The organism is Kitasatospora sp. NPDC094015, assembly GCF_040304075.1.
In the GTDB taxonomy this organism is placed as follows: domain Bacteria; phylum Actinomycetota; class Actinomycetes; order Streptomycetales; family Streptomycetaceae; genus Kitasatospora.
Genome location: NZ_JBEOUL010000024.1, coordinates 85,881 through 102,145, shown reverse-complemented (window position 1 = coordinate 102,145; position 16,265 = coordinate 85,881). Strand labels below are relative to the sequence as shown.

Below are 16,265 nucleotides of genomic sequence, written 5' to 3'. Positions count from 1 at the left end.
ATCGCCGCCCGGGTACGGTGAGGACCGATGATGGTCAGAAACGGACAACCGGGCGACGCCGGCGGTGAGCGGATCCGCGAGGTCGACTTCACCGCTCCGGCGGGCGTCCCCTCCGGCGTCGAGGTGATGTCCTTCCCCCTGCTGCGCGCACGCCTGCCGGCCCGGAGCCTCACCGGCCCGCAGCGGCCGTCCTTCCACCAGCTGCTCGCGCCCACCCGCGGCGTGCTGCGACACTCCGTCGACTTCACCGGCCACCTGCTGCACCCCGGCAGCTGGCTCTGGATCCGGCCCGGCCAGGTTCAGCAGTGGCACCGCCTGGACGACACCGACGGCACGGTCGTGCTGTTCCGGGCCGAATTCCTCGACCCGGTGACCACCGCGACGGCCCGGCTCGACGACCCCTTCGCCCCGGTGGCGCTCCGGCCGGACGAGCAGGACGTGCCCCGCCTGCGGATGGCCTGCGACCACCTCCGGCTGGAGTTCGACGCGCTCGGCCGCCTGCCGCTGGAGGTCCACACCGCGGCCCTGCGGCACCTGCTCGCCGTCCTGGTGCTGCGCCTGTCCCACCTCGCCGCCCCGACCGGCGCGCCGGCGGCGGGCGAGCCCGACGAGACCTTCGTACGCTTCCGCGAGGCGGTGGAGCGGGACTTCGCCCGCAGCCACCGGGTGGAGGACTACGCGCACCGCCTCGGCTACGCGCCGCGCACGCTCACCCGCGCGACCCGGGCCGCGGCCGGGGTCGGCGCCAAGGAGTTCATCGACCGGCGCATCGTGCTGGAGGCCAGACGCCTGCTCGCGCACGGCGACCACAGCGCGGCCCGGATCTCCCAGCAGCTCGGCTTCAGCAGCGCCACCAACTTCAGCAAGTACTTCCACCAGCGGACGGGACAGAGCCCGATCGCCTTCCGCACCGCCGTACGCGACCGGCCCGCACCCTAGTTCGGCCACCGGACCGTACGAGCACCGGGCGGCGCCGAACGCCGGCGCGGAGAGGGACGGCGGACGGCGTGACCGACGGGGAGTACGGCTGGTACCGGGGCAGCGGGCGCGGGCGGGAGCTGCTCGCGAGGGCCGCACGCGGCAGGGTCGCGCTGAGTCCCACCTCCCCGCCCACCGCCGGGGAGGCGTACGCGCTCTCGAGCGCCCTGCTGGACCTGTTCGTCGCGTCCGGGCTCGACGGCGACGACCGGCCGACCGCCGACGGGATCCTGATCGAATCACTGGTGGACGGCCTCGCCCGCTACCGGGACGACGACGCCGAGGAGGACGAGGCACCGCGCTGACCGGGGCACGATCGGGGTGCGTCCGCGGCGCGGAGCTGGGTAGACGCGGTGATCACGGGGCGGGGTTGCCGGCCGTCGGCAGCCGCGCCGCCCCGGACCAGGAGGCGACCATGAGCGCGGACGGCACGGCGGACGAGGTGGAGCGGTCCACCGTCGACGAGGACCAGGACGGGACCGACCTGCCCGATCTGGAGAACGAGCTGGACGGGCGGAGCTACGACGACGTCCTGGACGAGGGCTACGCGCCGCCCGACAGACCGCTCGGCGCCACCAGGACCGGCACGACCACGGCCGAGCAGCGCGAGGGCGAGAGCCTGGACGAGCGGCTGGCGCAGGAGGTGCCGGACGTGGCCGCCGAACCGGGCGACGGCATCGGCGACCTGGTCGGCGGGCCGGGCGAACCCGTCGACCCGCAGGCCGGGGACGCCAGGGCCGGCCGGCTGGTCGCGCCGGACGAAGGGGCGCACCCGGACACCGAGGCCCAGCTGCTCGCCTCCGACGTCGGCATCGACGGCGGCGCGGCGGGGGCGGAGGAGGCGGCGGTGCACGTCACCCCGGACGACGGGCCCGGCGGGTGACCGGTGCCCGGGCCGCGGTGCGCGCCGTCGCGCGCCGCGGCGGGCAGCGCGTGCGGTGGTCGGGCGCGGGCCGCGTCCACCGCGCGCCCCGCAGCGGGGCGCGCTCGCCGGAACGGCGTGCGCGGGGCAGCGGGATAGAGTGGCGAGACAGGGGCGGGGGCAAAGGAGCTGGGGTGAGAACAGCACACGGTGTGGCGACACTCGATCCGGTCGACGTCGGGAACCACGTCTGCTGGATGGTCGGACCGGGTGAGGACACGGCCGGCCCGGCGCGGGCCTTCGTGGCCGACGGCGAGCTGTTCGGCGACATGGTGCTGGTGCTCGGGGACACCGGGGGCACCCACCGCGGTCCGGTCTCCTGGGAGTCGTTCTTCACCGAGGTCAGCCGGGGCACCGAACGCGCCGACCGGGAGGGTTTCCGCGCCCTGCGGGTACTGGCGGACCTGAGCCGGCTGCCCGCCGCCGACACCCGGCCCGAGATCCTGGCCCGGCACGAGCTGAGGCTGGACGCCCTCGCCGCCGACAGCGGCGCCATCCTGGTCTGCGTCTACGCCAGGGCCGCGCTCACCCCGCAGGCCATCGACCAGGCGGCGGGCGTACATCCGCACCATCTGGGCAGGGGAGCGGTCGGCCCGGGGTTCCGCCTGTTCAGCTCGTCCCGGGACCGCTGGAGCGTCAGCGGCGTCGTGGACACCGAGGGCGCCGAGACCTTCCGTACCGCGCTCGGTGAGCTGCTGACGCTGACGCCGGTGCTGCACCTGGAATGCGGGGATCTGGAATTCATGGACAGTGCCGGACTGACCGTCCTGGCGACGGCCGCCCGTGGCCTGCCGGGGCGCCGGATCGAGCTCCACCGCGCCAACGAGACCCTCCGCCGCGGCTGGACCCTGCTCGGGTTCGAGCATCCCGAGATCCCCGTGGAGCTGAAGTCGTGAGCCACCCCGACGTCGCGCCCGCCGCCCCCGTACCGGGGACGGGGGTCCGCCACATCCTGTTCCCGTACGCGGACGAGGACCGGTTCGTGCACGGGGCGCTCTCCTTCGTCGACAGCGCGCTGGGGGCGGGCGAGGCCGTGGTGGTCGCCGTCTCGGGTCCGCGCGAGCGACTGCTGCGCGAGGCGCTGACCGGGGCCGGCACCCGGGACGGGGTGTCCTTCCTGGACAGCGGTGAACTGGGGAGCAACCCGGGGCGGTTGATCCCGGTGTGGCAGGCCTGGATCGGCAAGGTCGCCCAGGAGGGGCGGCCGGTCCGCGCCATCAGCGAGAACCGGTGGGCGGGGCGGACCGGCGCCGAGACGGCCGAGCTGCGCTACCACGAGTGGCTGCTCAACAAGGCGTTCGAGCAGTCCCCGGTGTGGTGGCTGCTGTGCCCGTTCGACACCGGAGCCGACCAGGAGGGGACCTTGCGGTCACTGGAGCGTTGCCATCCACTGGTGCTCGGCGACGAAGGACCGGTGCCCGGCGCCGACTACGCCGAGGGCCCGTACGCCTTCGAGGTGCTCGGCGATCCGTGCGACCCGGACGAGGAGCTGGCCTTCTCGGCCGGTGCGCTCGCCTCGGTGCGCGAGCGGGTCACCGCCTGCGCGGCCCGGCACGGGCTCGCCGGGGACCGGCTGCGCAGCCTGCTGCTCGCGGCCACCGAGGTGGCCGCCAACAGCATCAAGTACGCGGGCGGCGGCAGCCTGCGGACCTGGGCGGAGGGCTCGCGGGTGGTCTGCGAGTTCCGCGACGGCGGCTACATCGCGGATCCGATGGCCGGCCGGATCAGGCCCACCATCGACCAGGTCGGCGGCCGGGGCCTGTGGCTCGTCCAGCAGATGTGCGACCTGGTCCAGATCCGTACCGACCCGCGGACCGGCACGGTGGTGCGGCTGTCGATGGACGTCGACGCCGGCTGACGGCCGACGAGGGGTCGGGCGGCCCGGCCCGGATGCGATCCGCGGCCGGGCCGTCCGACTGCCGTGCGGGGTCGGTCAGTTGGCCAGGCTGAAGTCGCCGCCGACCGGTGCGGCGAGCTTGTCGACGCCGGTCAGCGCGGTGAGCGTGGTGACCGGGGTGCTGCTGTCGGTGGTGGTGCCGTTGCCGAGCTGGCCGGAGCCGTTGTTGCCCCAGGAACGCACGGTGTTGTCGCCGAGCAGGGCGAGGGTGTGCTCACGGCCGCCGGCCACCAGCTGGATGCCGGTCAGGCCGGGGACGGGGACGGGGGTGATCCGGTAGTCGGTGGTGCCGTCGCCGATCTGGCCGGAGGTGTTCTGCCCCCAGGCCTTGAGGCGGTTGTCGCTGTCGGTGACGGCCATGCTGTGGTTGCAGCCGGCGGCGATCTGGGAGACCCCGCCGAGCCAGATCCCCTGGGTGTCCACGGGCGTGTAGCGGCTGATCGTGCTGTTGTCGCCGAGCTGGCCGGTCGCGTTGTACCCCCAGGCCTTGACGGCGTTCCCGCTGGTGGGCCTGGTGGTGCCGCTGGGCGGCCCGACCAGGGCGAGGTTGTGGTTGCAGCCGGCGGCGATCCGGGTCACGCCGGCCAGGTTGGCGACCGGGGCGGGGACGTTGCGGCTGGCCGAAGTGCCGTCACCGAGCTGGCCGTTGATGTTGTAGCCCCAGGACCACACGGTGCCGTCCTCGCGCAGCGCGAGGCTGTGGTGCAGGCCGGCGGCGATCGCGATCACCTTGTTGAGGCCCTCGACCCGGACGGGGACGCTGCTGTCGGCGTTGGTGCCGTTGCCGAGCTGGCCGTAGTTGTTCTTCCCCCAGGCGACCACGGTCTGGTCGGTCAGCAGGGCCAGGCTGTGCGCGCCGCCGGCGGCCACGTCGGCGGCGTTCGACAGGTTGACGACCTGCCCCGGGGCGTTGTGGCTGAAGACCGAGCCGTCACCGAGCTGGCCGGAGGTGTTGGCGCCCCAGGACTGGACGGTGCGGTCGGTCAGCAGGGCCAGGCCGTGGCCACTGGCCGGCCCGGCGCCGCCGGCGGCGATCTTGACCACCTCGGCGCTGGTGAGGCCGAGCACGGTGGTGGCCGTGGTGCGGTAGTCGGTCCAGGTGCCGTCGCCGAGCTGGCCGACGCGGTTGTTGCCCCAGGACTTGAGTCGCTTCTCCTGGGCGTGCGCGCCGGTGGCGGGCAGCGCGGTCAGGCCGAAGGCGGCCAGCGCGGCGAGCCCGGCGGCGAGTGCCGGGCGCAGCCGGCCGGCGGGGGCGGTACGAGGGTTCGTCATGTGGTGCCTTCCTGCTCGGTGGTCGGGATCAGCGGGGTGGAGCCGGGCGGGTCGGTTCACGGGGTCGGCGCGGCGGAGCCGTACGGTCCGGTCCACGGGGTCAGCGGGCCAGGCTGAAGTTGCCGCTGCTGGGCGCGGCGACCATGGAGACGCTGCTGGACCGGGCGAGCGCCTGGACCGGGGACAGCCGCTGGGTGGTGGTGCCGTCGCCGAGCTGGCCCTTGTCGTTCAGGCCCCAGGTCTGGACGGTGCCGTCGGAGAGCACCACGACGTTGTGAGCGCCACCGGCCGCGACGGCGGCCACGCCGGACAGGCCCGGGACGGGCACGCTGGTGTTGCGGGTGGTGGTGGTCCCGTCGCCGACCTGGCCGTTGGCGTTGTTGCCCCAGCCGCGCAGGGTGTGGTCCTGCAGCAGGGCGATGCTGTGCTGGGAGCCGGCCGACAGCGCGGTCACGTTCTTCAGTTCCAGCACGGGGACGGGGTACGGCTTGTTGACGGCGCTGTCGTCGCCCAGCTGGCCCTTGTCGTTGTTGCCCCAGGACATCACGGTGCCGTCCGCGAGCACCGCGAGGGCGTGCGAGGCGCCGGCCGTGATGCCCTTGACGGTGGTCAGCTCGGGGATCGCGACGGCCGTGGTGCGGGGGGTCTTGGCGTCGGGCACCGGCGCGGGCACGGGGTCGGTGGACTTGGCCGGCCTCGGGGTGACGCCCAGCTGACCCTTGTCGTTGCCGCCCCAGGTCTTCACCGTGCCGTCCTGGAGCAGGGCCATGCTGAAGGAGTCGCCGGCCGCGATCGCCTTGACGCTGTCGAGGCCGGACACCGTGACGGGGAGCTTGGCGTCCGTGGTGGTGCCGTCGCCGAGCTGGCCCTTGTCGTTGAGGCCCCACGCCCGTACGGTGCCGTCCTTGAGCAGCGCGAGGGCGTGCGAGCCGCCCGCCGCGATCGCCTCCACCCCCGCCAGTCCGGCCACCAGGCTCGGCACCGCCCACTCGTCGGTGGTGCCGCTGGCACCGTTGCCCAGCTGGCCCTTGTCGTTGCGGCCCCAGCTCTCGACGGTTCCGTTGCCGAGCAGCGCCATCGCGAAGCCGGTGGTGGCCGTGCCGCCGGCGGCGATCGCGTCGACCTCCGCGCCGGAGAGGCCGACCACGGAGATCGGGGTCAGTCGCTGGGTCTTGGCGGTGCCGTCGCCCAGTTGCCCGTTGACGTTGTTGCCCCAGGCGCGGGGCCGCAGGTCGTAGGCGGAGGCGGCGGAGGTGGGCAGGGCGGTGGAGCACAGCAGCGTCAGGCTCGCGACCAGGGCGGGCACGGCGGTCACGGGGAGGCGGCGGAGCGTGCGGCGCAGCGGGTGCATGGTGTCCTCGGGTTCGAAGGGGCGGGGTGAGCGAGGGGCGGGCGGGTCGGGCGTCAGCGGGTGTCAGCCGGCGGCGGCGCGGCGGACGGGCCGGTCGCCGGGCAGCCCGGGGTGCGGCAGCGGCCGGGGGTGCACCGCGGTACCGGCGCTCGCGGGGGAGCCGTCCCCGTGCGGGGCCGCGGCGGAGTGCTGAACCACGGTCAGCAGCGGCAGGGCGGCCGCGAGCAGGGCGGTGCAGGCCCGTACGCGCAGGGCCGGTCCGGTGGTGCGGGGCATGGCGGTCCTCGGACTCCTGGCCGCGCGGCGTCCTGGCCGCGCCGGCCGCAGATGGAAATGATGATCGGATTGGCAGGATCCCTGCCCAGTCATGCGAACGATCGTGCGGGTGCGGAGGACTTTTCCACACCTATGGCCCAGCTCGATCACCCGAGATCGCCCCATCGGGCCGCCCCTGGTTGCCGTCCGTAGTCGGTGCACGGAGCATGGCGCCTGTGCCTGGTCGTCCGTCAGCTGACCCGGGCGCAAGTGCCGGACCCTTCCCCCGACTTCAGTTGGAGACACCGTGCTGCGCACACAACGGGCCAGACTCCTGGCCGTGACCCTCGGGGCCGCTGTGGCCCTGGCGGCCCCGGCCCCCACCCCGGCCTCGGCGGAGGACACCGAGCCGGCGGTGGTGGTGAACGGGACGTTCTCCTCGCCGACGGTGCCCGACGGACAGACCTGGGTCACCGGTGTCGAGGGCTGGAGCGGCGGCGGCGTCGGCTCGGCCGCCCGAGCGGCCCATCCGAAGGGCCTCCAGGCCGCCTCGCTCGCCTGGAACGGGCAGTCGGTCCCGCTCGGCACCCGGCTGCGCGGCGTCCGTTCCGGCGCCACCGTGACGCTCAGCTGGGACGACAACCCGGACGGCTGCGCGCAGCAGGGGGCCGCCAGGCGGCCGTACACCGTGACGGTCGACGGGGCGACCAACACGCCCGGTGCGTTCACCACCAACAGCCCGACCGGGAAGGCGAACTGGTTCGTCGGTCGGACGTACTCCTTCACCGCCGCCGAGGACGCGCCGCAGATCACCTTCACCTCGACCGCCACCGAGAATCCCGGCTGCGGGATCCTGATCACCAACGTCGCGGCCAAGCAGACCGCCCCGCCGCTCGGTGCGCCGCAGAGCGGGGCGTCCAGCGACCCGTGCAGCGGTGACGCGGCGGACGGCGCGCAGTGCAAGGCGGTCGCCGGCAAGCAGGACGAGATCGCCAAGTGCCCCGCCTCCGATCGGGATTGCCTGGCCGGGGTGGCGGGGACGGGCGACGCCCAGAACGCGGCCATCGGCAAGGAGACCCAGGCGGTCGAGGACTTCGGCAAGGTGCCCCGCGATCAGGACCCGAACGCGGCCGCCGACGGTCTGTGCGCCCTGCCGAACGCGCTGACCGCCTCCGTCGGGCCCGGCGACGCGGTGGTCCCGCCGAGCGACTGGTGGTTCTGCTGATGGGCCGCCGGCTGCTGCGCGGTCTGGGCTGCACGATGGCGACGGCCGGCCTGCTGCTCGCCGCCACCCCGCCCGCCCCGGCCGCGGACGCCGTGGAGGTCCCGGTGCCCAACGGCACCTTCGCAAGCCCGGTGGCGCCGGACAACGGCACCCAGGCCGGGCACGCCGGCTGGTCGCCGGACAACACCGGGGTGGTGTTCGGGAAGGGCCTCGCCCAGCACCCGCTGGGGTACCAGGCCGCCGCGCTCAACTGGAACGGCGCCGCGCTCACCCTGCGCACCCGGCTGTGGGGCGTGAAGGCCGGCTCGCACACCACCCTGACCTGGGACGACAGTCCAGGTGTCCACCGGCAGTGCAAGCCCGAACAGGTCAAGGACGGGCAGCGCTACAACGTCGCGCTGATCACCGCGGGGCCCGCGCCCGACCCGGAGGTCACCACCAAGGGCACCGACACCGTCGGCGTCGCCAACTGGACCACCGGCCGGACCTTCGAGTTCACCGCCACCGAGGACAACCCGATGGTCTCCTTCGAGTCCGCCGAGCAGCGCGACTCGCTCTCCTGCGGGCCGCTGATCACCAACGTCACCGCCCGGCAGACCCCGGCCCCGGTCGACCAGCGGATCCGCAAGGAGCAGCTGCCCGCCCCCATGGCGTACCGCGGCAACGATCCGCTGGAGCCCGGGATCGCCGTGGACGACTGCGAAGGGTCCGCCGGCACCTGCGTGTTCACGGTCGACAGCCGCTCCTCGTACCGGTACTACGGGCCGGCCAGGATCGTCGGCGAGGTCTACCTCAACTGCACCCGCAACCCGGTCGTCGACGACCACCGGGTGCGGGCCACCGAGCTCCCGTACGACAACCTCACCCAGTACTACGCGCTCAAGGGCGCGCCGCTGGTGCCCAGTCGCTCCGACATCTCGCAGAGCCGCCCCAACCTGGCGGGGCAGGTCGCCGCCGGGTTCAGCGTGGCCGGCGGCAACGACGCCGCGGTCTCCAGCAGCACCCCGCTCACCTGGAGCCGGACCACCGACAAGAACCTCAACCCCACCATCCAGCCGGGCGAGATGAGCTGGATCGAGGTGCAGCCCGCGCGCGAACGGGTGGTGGGCACCTTCACCAACTCCCGTAACGCGTACCGCCTGGACGCGCTCTTCGACGTGCCGTCCAGTGCGCTGCCGGACCGGTACTACCAGCGCACCGGGCCGCTCACCGAGGCCGAGCTGAAGCGCTGCGGCTCCGCCCGGCCGACCGCCGGCACCCCGGAAAACGGGACGGGCGCGGACACCCGCCTGCTCACCCTGGACGCGCCGCCCGAAGGCGCCGGGACCACGGTGACCGCGCTCGACCGGTGAGCCGCACGGCCCACGGACCGGCCGCCCGCCCCAACCCCGGGGCGGGCGGCCGGCGGCCCGTCAGTCCAGCGGCAGCCAGCTCCCGTCCGCGGCCGCCCGCAGGCGCGCGGTCGGCCGGGCCCCGTCCGCGCGCGGCGCCGCCTCGGTGAGGCCGGCGGGCGCCGAACGGCCGGGCGGCCGCAGTGACAGGCACCGGTCGGTGGCGCTGAAGGTCTGCGCGACCACGGTGCTGACGTTCACGCTGGACGGGCTGTCGACGATCACGTTCTTGATCAGCTTGCCGAGGCCGTCCACCCGCAACTCGCCCACCGTGCGCGTCATCGCGTTGAGCACGCCGAACTGCAGCTCGTCGTTGGGCTGCACGGTGAACTTCACCTGCGTGCTCTCGGTGCTGCTGCGCCGCCACTCGTGCGAGTAGGTGGCCCGGAACGCGAGCGCGAAGGTGGCCGTCGCGCTCAGCTTGAGCTGCGCCGCGCCCGACACGCTGCCGCCGACGGCCAGGGTGGCCCCGTTGGCGATGTCCGCGTTCGGGCCCTTGTCGGTCGGCGCGGTGTGGTCGGTGTGGGTGATCTCCGTCTTGTTGCTGCCGCTGGCTCCGGCCGAGACGTCCGTGGTGTTGTCGATCGTGCCGGACAGCGTGGCGCTGCCGGAGATCTCGCCGCCGATGTTGTCCGTGGTGCTCGACTCCAGCACCACCGTGCGGTAGACGTCGATCGCCCGGTCGGTGCAGTTGACCGCCGCGTTGCCGACCGAGACCACCGCCGTGGTGAACTCCCGTGACAGCCCCGGGAGGATCCGGAACTCGCACGCGTACTGCGGGCCGCAGCCGCGGGCGATCGCGGGCGCGTCCTGGGGTGCCGTGTCCGTGCCGGCGGCCGCGGGCCCATCTTCGGCGAAGGCGGCAGGCGCGGACCACCCGGCGGCGGAGCACAGGGCGAGAACGGTCACGGCGGCCGCGGCGGCGGGCCGCTGCCCGCGGCCCCTCACCGCGGGCTCCAGGTGCCCCGCGCGCTGCGGACCAGGACGGCGTCCGGTGCCCGCCGCGCGCTCTCGGCCCGGTCGGCGGGCAGGTCGATCAGTCCCGTGGCGGCGGAACGCCCGGGCGGGCGCAGCGACAGGCACTTGTCCGGGACGGCGAAGGTCTGTGCCACGATCGAGCTGGCCGTGACGGTCGACGGGCTGTCCACGGTGATGTCCTTGATCAGCTTGTCGGTGCCGTTCACCTTCAACTCCCCGGCGGTGCGCGAGGTGGCGTTGACCATCCCGAACTGGATCTCGTCCCCCGGGCTGACGGTGAACACCACCCTGGTCGACTCGGTGCTGACGGCCTGCCACTGCCGGGAGTAGCTCGCCTGGAAGGCCGATTCGAAGGTCGCCTTCGCGCCCAGGTGCAGCGCGTTGGACCCGGAGACCGTCCCCGTCGCCTCGGCGGTGTTCTTCACCTGGTCCTCGGTGAACGGGCCCTTGTCCTTGTTGGGGCCGAACTGGGTGACGCTGTTCACCACGCCCGGGGTCGCACTGGCCGACCCGGCGACGGTCACCGTGGTGTCCACCCCGCCCTCCAGCGCCGCCCGGCCGGAGATCGCGCCGCCGATGTTGTCCGTGCTGCTGGTCACGAAGGTGACGGTGCGGTCGATCTCCATGGTGCCGCTGGTGCAGTTGATCGCGGCGTTGCCCACCGAGAGCACCCCGCTGACGAACTCCCGCGGAGCGGGGTCGTACATCCGGAAACTGCAGGCGCCTTCCTGGGCGCACAGGCCGGCGACCTCGGCCGCCGAGGCCGGCCGGTCGGCGCCGTCCAGCACCTGCGCGGTCGGGAACGGAGGTGCGGCGGCGCCCTGCGGGCCGGCGCCGGCCGGGACGGCCCAGGGGCCCAGCAGGGCCAGCGCGGCCGCGGGGCCGAGCAGGGCGGACCGGGCGGCGCACCGCCGGGTCCGCGGGGGCGGGGAAGTCAGCACAGACGCTCTCCTCACTCGCGATCAGGGGATTCCGACCTGCCGGAGGGGCCGGCCGATTCGGTGACGGAACGGGTCCCGCGGCGGCCGCACGGGCGCGCTCGAACCCGCGGAGGACCCCTTCGACCCATCCTTGACGACCATTCCGTCGTGGGCGAACGATCAGCCCTTGCCCGTGCGCCATTCGATGACCCGTCACCCCCGGCCGGCACCGGTACGAGCGCTGCTCGCTCCTGCCGGGGTCTCCGGCACGAACGGCCGGATCCGCTGCCCGCCCCCGTGCCCGGGTGCGGCCAACGGCCGTCAGCGAGAGCGAGTTGAGGGGCCGTCCGATCGGGTGAGCGGGCGCCGCCGCGGGGGTCGGCGTCGGTGGTCGGCGCTACGTTGCGGGAATGGACATCACAGCCCTGCCCGGGCCGGCCGTCAGCGGCCGGATCCGTACCGGCGCCCACCTCCGGTGCCCGGACCCCAGCCCGCACCCGACCCTCGGCGGCGCCTCGATCGCCTTCGTGTCCGCCCCGCTGTGGGAGGCCCTGACGGCGATGGCCGCCGGCCTCGATCCGGCCGCGACGGCGGCCGACCCCGCCGGCTCCGCCTGCGACGCGCTGCGCCTGATCGTCGCCGCCGCCGAGGACACCGCCGACCCCCACGAGCCGGCCGGCCGGCTCTACGCGACCCCGAGCGTGGTGGAGCTCGGCCGCCGGCCGATCTGGCTGCTGCGCCCGGACGGACCGCACGGCCCGGTCACGGCGGCGTTCCCCGCCGACCTCTGAGCGCCACCCGGCCACCGGGTAGGGTGCTCGCTCCGGCGCCCGCGGTCGCGGACCGGCGGAGCGAGCGATCGGCGGGCGATCGGCGGACGAGGAGTGGCGGGCATGAGCGGCGGGCAACGGCCGGACGAGGCACGCCCCGGCCTGCTCGGACGGCTGCGCGGGCCCCGGCTCGGCCGGCGGTTCGAGCGGTTCTGGGCCGCGTACGCGACCAGCGCGCTCGGTACCTGGCTCGCCTTCGGCGCGTTCCCGCTGATCGCCGTCCAGGTGCTGCACGCCGGCCCGGCCGAGGTCGCCGCGCTCGCCTCGGTGGGGGCGGCGGTCGGCGCGGCCGTGGCGGTGCCGATCGGCCCGTGGGTGGAGTTCCGCCGCAAGCGGCCGGTGCTGATCACGATGGACCTGGTGCGGTTCGCCGCGCTGGCGACGATCCCGGTCGCCCACGCGTTCGGCGTGCTCGGCTTCGTCCAGCTGCTGCTGGTCTCGGTCGTGGTCGCGGCGGCCGACCTCGGCTTCCGGGCCGCCTCGGGCGCCTACCTGAAGTCGATGCTGCCCGCCGGGGACCTGCTCGCCGCCAACGCCCGCTTCGAGTCGACCACCTGGACGACCACCATCGTCGGACCGCCGCTCGGCGGTGCGGCGATCGGGCTGCTCGGTCCGGTGGTCACGGTGCTGGCCGACGCGGTCAGCTATCTGTTCTCCGCCCTGGGCATCCGCGCCACCGGCGGCCCCGGGCACCCGTCCGAGCAGCCGCCGCAGCGCCGGGCGGGCGCCCGGATGCGGGCCGGCGACCTGCTCGACGGCTGGCGGTACATCCTGGCCGACCCGGCGCTGCGCCCGCTGTTCCTCAACACCGTGCTGTTCAACGGCCTGGTGATGGCCTCCGAACCGCTGCTGGCCGTCCTGATGCTCGGCCGGCTCGGCTTCGCGCCCTGGCAGTACGGCCTGGCCTTCGCCGTCCCCGCGATCGGCGGCCTGGTCGGCTCCCGGCTGGCCCGGCCGCTGGCCGCCCGGTTCGGTCAGCACCGGGTGCTGACCGTGGCCGGGACACTGCGCGCGCTCTGGGTGCTCGGTCTGGCGTTCGTCGGGCCGGGCACCGGCGGGCTGCTGCTGGTGATGGCGGTCGAGCTGGGGCTGATCGTGAGCTGCGCGGTCTTCAACCCCGTCCAGGCCACCTACCGTCTCCGGCGCACCCCGACCGATCGGGTCACCCGGACGCTCTCCGCCTGGGGGGTGACGGCCAAGGCGTCGACCGCCCTGCTGACCGCCCTGTGGGGTGTGCTGGGCGCGCTGCTCGGCTCCCGGACGGCCATCGCCCTGGCCGGCGTACTGCTGCTCGCCACCCCGCTGCTGCTGCCCCGGAGCGCGTCCGCGCCGGACCCCGCGCCCGAGCCGCACCCCGATCCGCAGGCCGCCCCGAGCCAGGCCTGAGCCTGGCACCGTGAGCCCGGCACCGTGAGCCCCGCGCCCGGAGCCCCGCGCCCCGGGCCGGGGCAGGTCCCCGGGCCGGGGCAGGTCGGCGGCGGCGGGTCAGGGGAAGCGGGCCAGGCCGCGCGCGTCCAGCTGGGCGGCGAGCGCGGCGATGCTCTCCTCGGGCACGTCGTCGATGCCGTTGACGGCCGGCGTCACCGTGAGACCGTTGGCGCCCTGGAACGCGGTGAGCGCGCCCCGGGTGCCCGGCCCGGCGATGCCGTCGAGGCCGTGCGGGTCGAAGCCCAGGGTCTCCAGGGCGGTCTGGACGCCGATCAGCAGGTTGAGCGGCACCGGCAGCGCCCCCGAGCGGAGGTTGGCGTTCAACGGCTGGGTGGGGTCGTAGACCAGCGCGCCGATGTCCCCGCCCTGCTCGGTGACCCAGCCGGCGAGGGTGAACAGCAAGGCGTTGCGCACGTTGCGAGGGATCACGCCGGAGTTTCCGGCCTCGGTCATCCGGCACTCCCGGGCCATGGTCAGCCGGTCGCCGCCGGCCGCGGCCGCCTCGAAGTGCGGGAAGCGGAACATCGGCCCCATCGCCCAGGCCATGCTGAGCAGCCCGAGCTGGCCGGGCGCGGGCCAGCCGTCGTACCCGGCGAACGGCGGGCGGCCGCGCAGCGAGGTCTCGAAGCTGTCCAGCTTGGCGGTGATCAGCGCGTCCACCGACCCGTCGGAGACGAGGAGTTGGCCGAGCGCCCGCTTCTGCGCGATCGGGGCGTTGGCCGTCCCGCTGAACTTGATCTTCCGGTACTCCTCCTCGATCGCGGTCCGGTCGGCCGGGACGGCGGTGTCCCGGTCGTGCCAGTCCAGCGTGAAGATGTCGGGCAGCGGCACCGGGTTGCTGCCGAAGTTCGCCGGGTCGTCGGCGTCGAGCAGGTTGCCGACGCCGGTGGACACCAGGCTCTTCACGTCCAGGTACATCATGTGCTCGCGGCTCTCCAGCGGTTCGCTGAAGGCGTTGAACCCGTCTCTGACACTGTCGTGCATGACGATCGACTCCTCACGCCGGCCCGGCCGGCTCCTCGGGTTGCGGTGGCGCGGCCGGTCCGGACGGCGGCTCCAGGACGTCGAAGCGCAGCCCGCTGGAGCCCCCGCCGGCGCCGCTGACCTTGCGCCGCGCGCCCCACGCGTGGACCGAGCCGTCGTGCCAGCGGGTGTACTGCCGGCTGCGTTCGACCCGGACGCCGGAGCGCGGGACCTCCTCCTCGAACAGCCACTGCTGCTCCCGCAGCAGCCCACCGAGCGGTTGCGCCGGGGTGCCCTCGTCGCGGACCAGCCCGGCGAGCACCAGCCGGACGTCCTGCGGCGCCGCGGGATCCAGCGGCTGGGGCACCAGCGGGTACCAGTGGCCCGGGACGTCGGTGGCGAGCACGTACCGGTCCGCGGGCGGGTCCCCGGGTCGGGCGACCGGCCGCTCGGGCAGCGCGGCCACCCAGCGGGCGTACCGGTCCAGCGGCTCCCCGGCCAGGTCGCCGACGGTCTCCTCGACCGCCCAGGCCAGATTCGCGGCCTCGTCGCGCAGCAGCAGGACGGACTCGGCGGGCGGGCCCTCCAGCCCGGCGGGCAGCGACGCGGCCCGGTAGAACCACGGGGACGGCGCCGGGGCCGAGCCGTCACCGCCACCGCCCATGGCGCCGCCGGCGGAGTCCTCGCCGAGGCCGTAGAGGTTCCACCCCGAGTCCTCCAGGGCGGCCGGGGCGAGCACCGTCGTTCCGCCGAAGACGTCCGTCACCGAGCAGTGCACGACCCGGCTGAGCGAGCCCACGGCGGTGGGCAGCGGGCAGCAGAACCAGTCGTTGCCGTACACGGTGGTGAAGGCGATCAGGAGCAGCCGCCCCAGGTCGGCGGGGCTGGTGTCGACGGCTCCGAAGTTGATCCTGGCGTCCTCCATCTCCCAGAACCGGGTGGCCGGCATGCCGCCGAACAGCGCCGGGGTGGGGACGATGGCGCGCTGCTCGCGGGTGACGGCGGCCTCGGTGACCGGCACCTGGGCGGGCGGTGCGTCCACGGCCCACCAGTCGAGGTGCCCGCCGAGGTACTCCTGCGCCCGCAGCTCCAGCTCGGGCAGCGTGGAGGCGCGCACCGCGAAGGCGTACTCCAGGCGGTTGGCGTCCCAGGCGGCGGGCCGCGCCGGGCCGTCGGCCGTTCCCGCGCCGTCGGCCGGTGCTTCGGGGCCGGCTGCGGGCGTGGGCACCCGCGGCGCCCACCAGGCCAGCCAGCGGCTCGCGGCGCCGGCCAGCGCCGCCAGGTCGGCGGTGGCGGCGCCGAACTCCTTGGCCGCGGTCTCGTCCCGCTCCGCCAACCGGGCGAGCCACGGGGCCAGCGCGACGGCGTCGGGCAGCCGGCCCCGGACGGCGACGCCGAGCGGGGCGGGTGCGAGCGGTCCACCGACCGCGCCGGGGCACACCGTTGCGAAGGCGGGTAGCAGGGCGCCGAGGCCGCAGGCCACGAGTTCGCGCTGCCAGCGCAGGCCGCCGGCCAGCGCCAGCCGGGCGTCCGGCCCCCGGACGGGCTCCCGCTCGACCAGCTCCTCCAGCACCATCCGGGCCGGATCGTACGGCTGCCAGCTGTCCCCGTCCGCGTCGCTCCCGCCGCCTGTGCCCGTGCCGCTGCCGGTGCGCCAGCCGTCCAGCAGGTGGGTCTCCTGGGCCAGCGCGACGTGGACGGGTGAGGCGGCGTCGTCGCCGCAGAACTCCCCGAAGGCGTACTGGCGCGCCAGCAGGTGGGCGGCGTCGCCGATCCGGGCGGCCAGCGCCTCCTCGACGCCGGCGTCACGGGGCACCGGCTCGTACCGGAACATCCCCGGGTCCATGGCTCCTCC

At 74.9% G+C, this 16,265-nt stretch carries 16 protein-coding genes; 9 read left to right on the top strand and 7 right to left on the bottom strand.

Annotation, left to right across the window (positions count from 1 at the left end; translation table 11 throughout):
• Window positions 1–27: 27 nt before the first annotated feature.
• From ABT014_RS25340 to ABT014_RS25320, 5 genes are all read left to right on the top strand, one after another.
• Window positions 28–939, top strand: a complete 912-nt coding sequence (locus ABT014_RS25340; RefSeq protein ID WP_350641447.1) for a helix-turn-helix domain-containing protein — start codon at window positions 28–30, stop codon at window positions 937–939.
• A gap of 68 nt (window positions 940–1,007) precedes the next feature.
• Window positions 1,008–1,283: a hypothetical protein gene (locus ABT014_RS25335; protein ID WP_350641446.1), complete on the top strand. Its 276-nt coding sequence runs from the start codon at window positions 1,008–1,010 to the stop codon at window positions 1,281–1,283.
• 110 nt (window positions 1,284–1,393) lie between these two features.
• Window positions 1,394–1,861 (top strand): DUF5709 domain-containing protein, encoded by a 468-nt coding sequence (locus ABT014_RS25330; RefSeq protein ID WP_350641444.1) that lies wholly within the window; start codon window positions 1,394–1,396, stop codon window positions 1,859–1,861.
• Window positions 1,862–2,034: 173 nt separating this feature from the next.
• Complete coding sequence (locus tag ABT014_RS25325; protein ID WP_350641443.1) at window positions 2,035–2,796, top strand: MEDS domain-containing protein; 762 nt, start codon at window positions 2,035–2,037, stop codon at window positions 2,794–2,796.
• Window positions 2,793–3,758 carry an anti-sigma factor RsbA family regulatory protein gene (locus tag ABT014_RS25320; RefSeq protein WP_350641442.1) on the top strand — a complete coding sequence of 322 codons (966 nt, stop codon included), beginning with the start codon at window positions 2,793–2,795 and terminating at the stop codon, window positions 3,756–3,758. Before ABT014_RS25325 ends, ABT014_RS25320 begins: the two co-directional genes overlap by 4 nt.
• 75 nt (window positions 3,759–3,833) lie before the next feature.
• Here the strand turns inward: ABT014_RS25320 and ABT014_RS25315 are convergent, their stop codons facing one another.
• From ABT014_RS25315 to ABT014_RS25305, 3 genes are all read right to left on the bottom strand, one after another.
• The gene (locus tag ABT014_RS25315; RefSeq protein ID WP_350641441.1) at window positions 3,834–5,069 is read right to left on the bottom strand and encodes an RCC1 domain-containing protein; all 1,236 of its coding nucleotides are present in this window, start codon (window positions 5,067–5,069) and stop codon (window positions 3,834–3,836) included.
• A 100-nt stretch (window positions 5,070–5,169) separates the two neighbouring features.
• On the bottom strand, window positions 5,170–6,384 hold the full coding sequence (locus ABT014_RS25310) for an RCC1 domain-containing protein (protein WP_350641440.1): 1,215 nt from the start codon (window positions 6,382–6,384) through the stop codon (window positions 5,170–5,172).
• Between the two features lie 99 nt (window positions 6,385–6,483).
• Window positions 6,484–6,696 (bottom strand): hypothetical protein, encoded by a 213-nt coding sequence (locus tag ABT014_RS25305; protein WP_350641439.1) that lies wholly within the window; start codon window positions 6,694–6,696, stop codon window positions 6,484–6,486.
• A gap of 319 nt (window positions 6,697–7,015) precedes the next feature.
• Between ABT014_RS25305 and ABT014_RS25300 the strand changes: the two genes are divergently transcribed.
• Entirely contained in the window at window positions 7,016–7,900 is an 885-nt protein-coding gene (locus ABT014_RS25300; RefSeq protein WP_350641437.1) for a hypothetical protein, read from the top strand.
• Window positions 7,888–9,252, top strand: a complete 1,365-nt coding sequence (locus ABT014_RS25295; RefSeq protein WP_350641436.1) for a hypothetical protein — start codon at window positions 7,888–7,890, stop codon at window positions 9,250–9,252. The genes ABT014_RS25300 and ABT014_RS25295 overlap by 13 nt, the downstream gene beginning before the upstream one ends.
• Before the next feature lie 60 nt (window positions 9,253–9,312).
• Here the strand turns inward: ABT014_RS25295 and ABT014_RS25290 are convergent, their stop codons facing one another.
• Together ABT014_RS25290 and ABT014_RS25285 are read right to left on the bottom strand one after the other, a co-directional pair.
• Window positions 9,313–10,239, bottom strand: coding sequence for a hypothetical protein (locus ABT014_RS25290; protein WP_350641435.1), 927 nt, complete (start codon window positions 10,237–10,239; stop codon window positions 9,313–9,315).
• Window positions 10,236–11,210 (bottom strand): hypothetical protein, encoded by a 975-nt coding sequence (locus ABT014_RS25285; protein ID WP_350641433.1) that lies wholly within the window; start codon window positions 11,208–11,210, stop codon window positions 10,236–10,238. Before ABT014_RS25285 ends, ABT014_RS25290 begins: the two co-directional genes overlap by 4 nt.
• Window positions 11,211–11,599: 389 nt before the next feature.
• On the opposite strand from ABT014_RS25285, the gene ABT014_RS25280 reads away from it, so the two are divergent.
• Together ABT014_RS25280 and ABT014_RS25275 are read left to right on the top strand one after the other, a co-directional pair.
• Entirely contained in the window at window positions 11,600–11,980 is a 381-nt protein-coding gene (locus ABT014_RS25280; protein WP_350641432.1) for a hypothetical protein, read from the top strand.
• Between the two features lie 102 nt (window positions 11,981–12,082).
• Complete coding sequence (locus ABT014_RS25275) at window positions 12,083–13,405, top strand: MFS transporter (RefSeq protein ID WP_350641430.1); 1,323 nt, start codon at window positions 12,083–12,085, stop codon at window positions 13,403–13,405.
• Between the two features lie 99 nt (window positions 13,406–13,504).
• On the opposite strand, the gene ABT014_RS25270 is transcribed toward ABT014_RS25275, so the two are convergent.
• Window positions 13,505–14,431, bottom strand: a complete 927-nt coding sequence (locus tag ABT014_RS25270) for a peptidoglycan-binding domain-containing protein (RefSeq protein ID WP_350641428.1) — start codon at window positions 14,429–14,431, stop codon at window positions 13,505–13,507.
• Window positions 14,432–14,444: 13 nt separating this feature from the next.
• A complete protein-coding gene (locus tag ABT014_RS25265) occupies window positions 14,445–16,256 on the bottom strand; it encodes a hypothetical protein (protein WP_350641426.1) in 1,812 nt (603 codons plus the stop codon).
• Window positions 16,257–16,265: the final 9 nt, after the last annotated feature.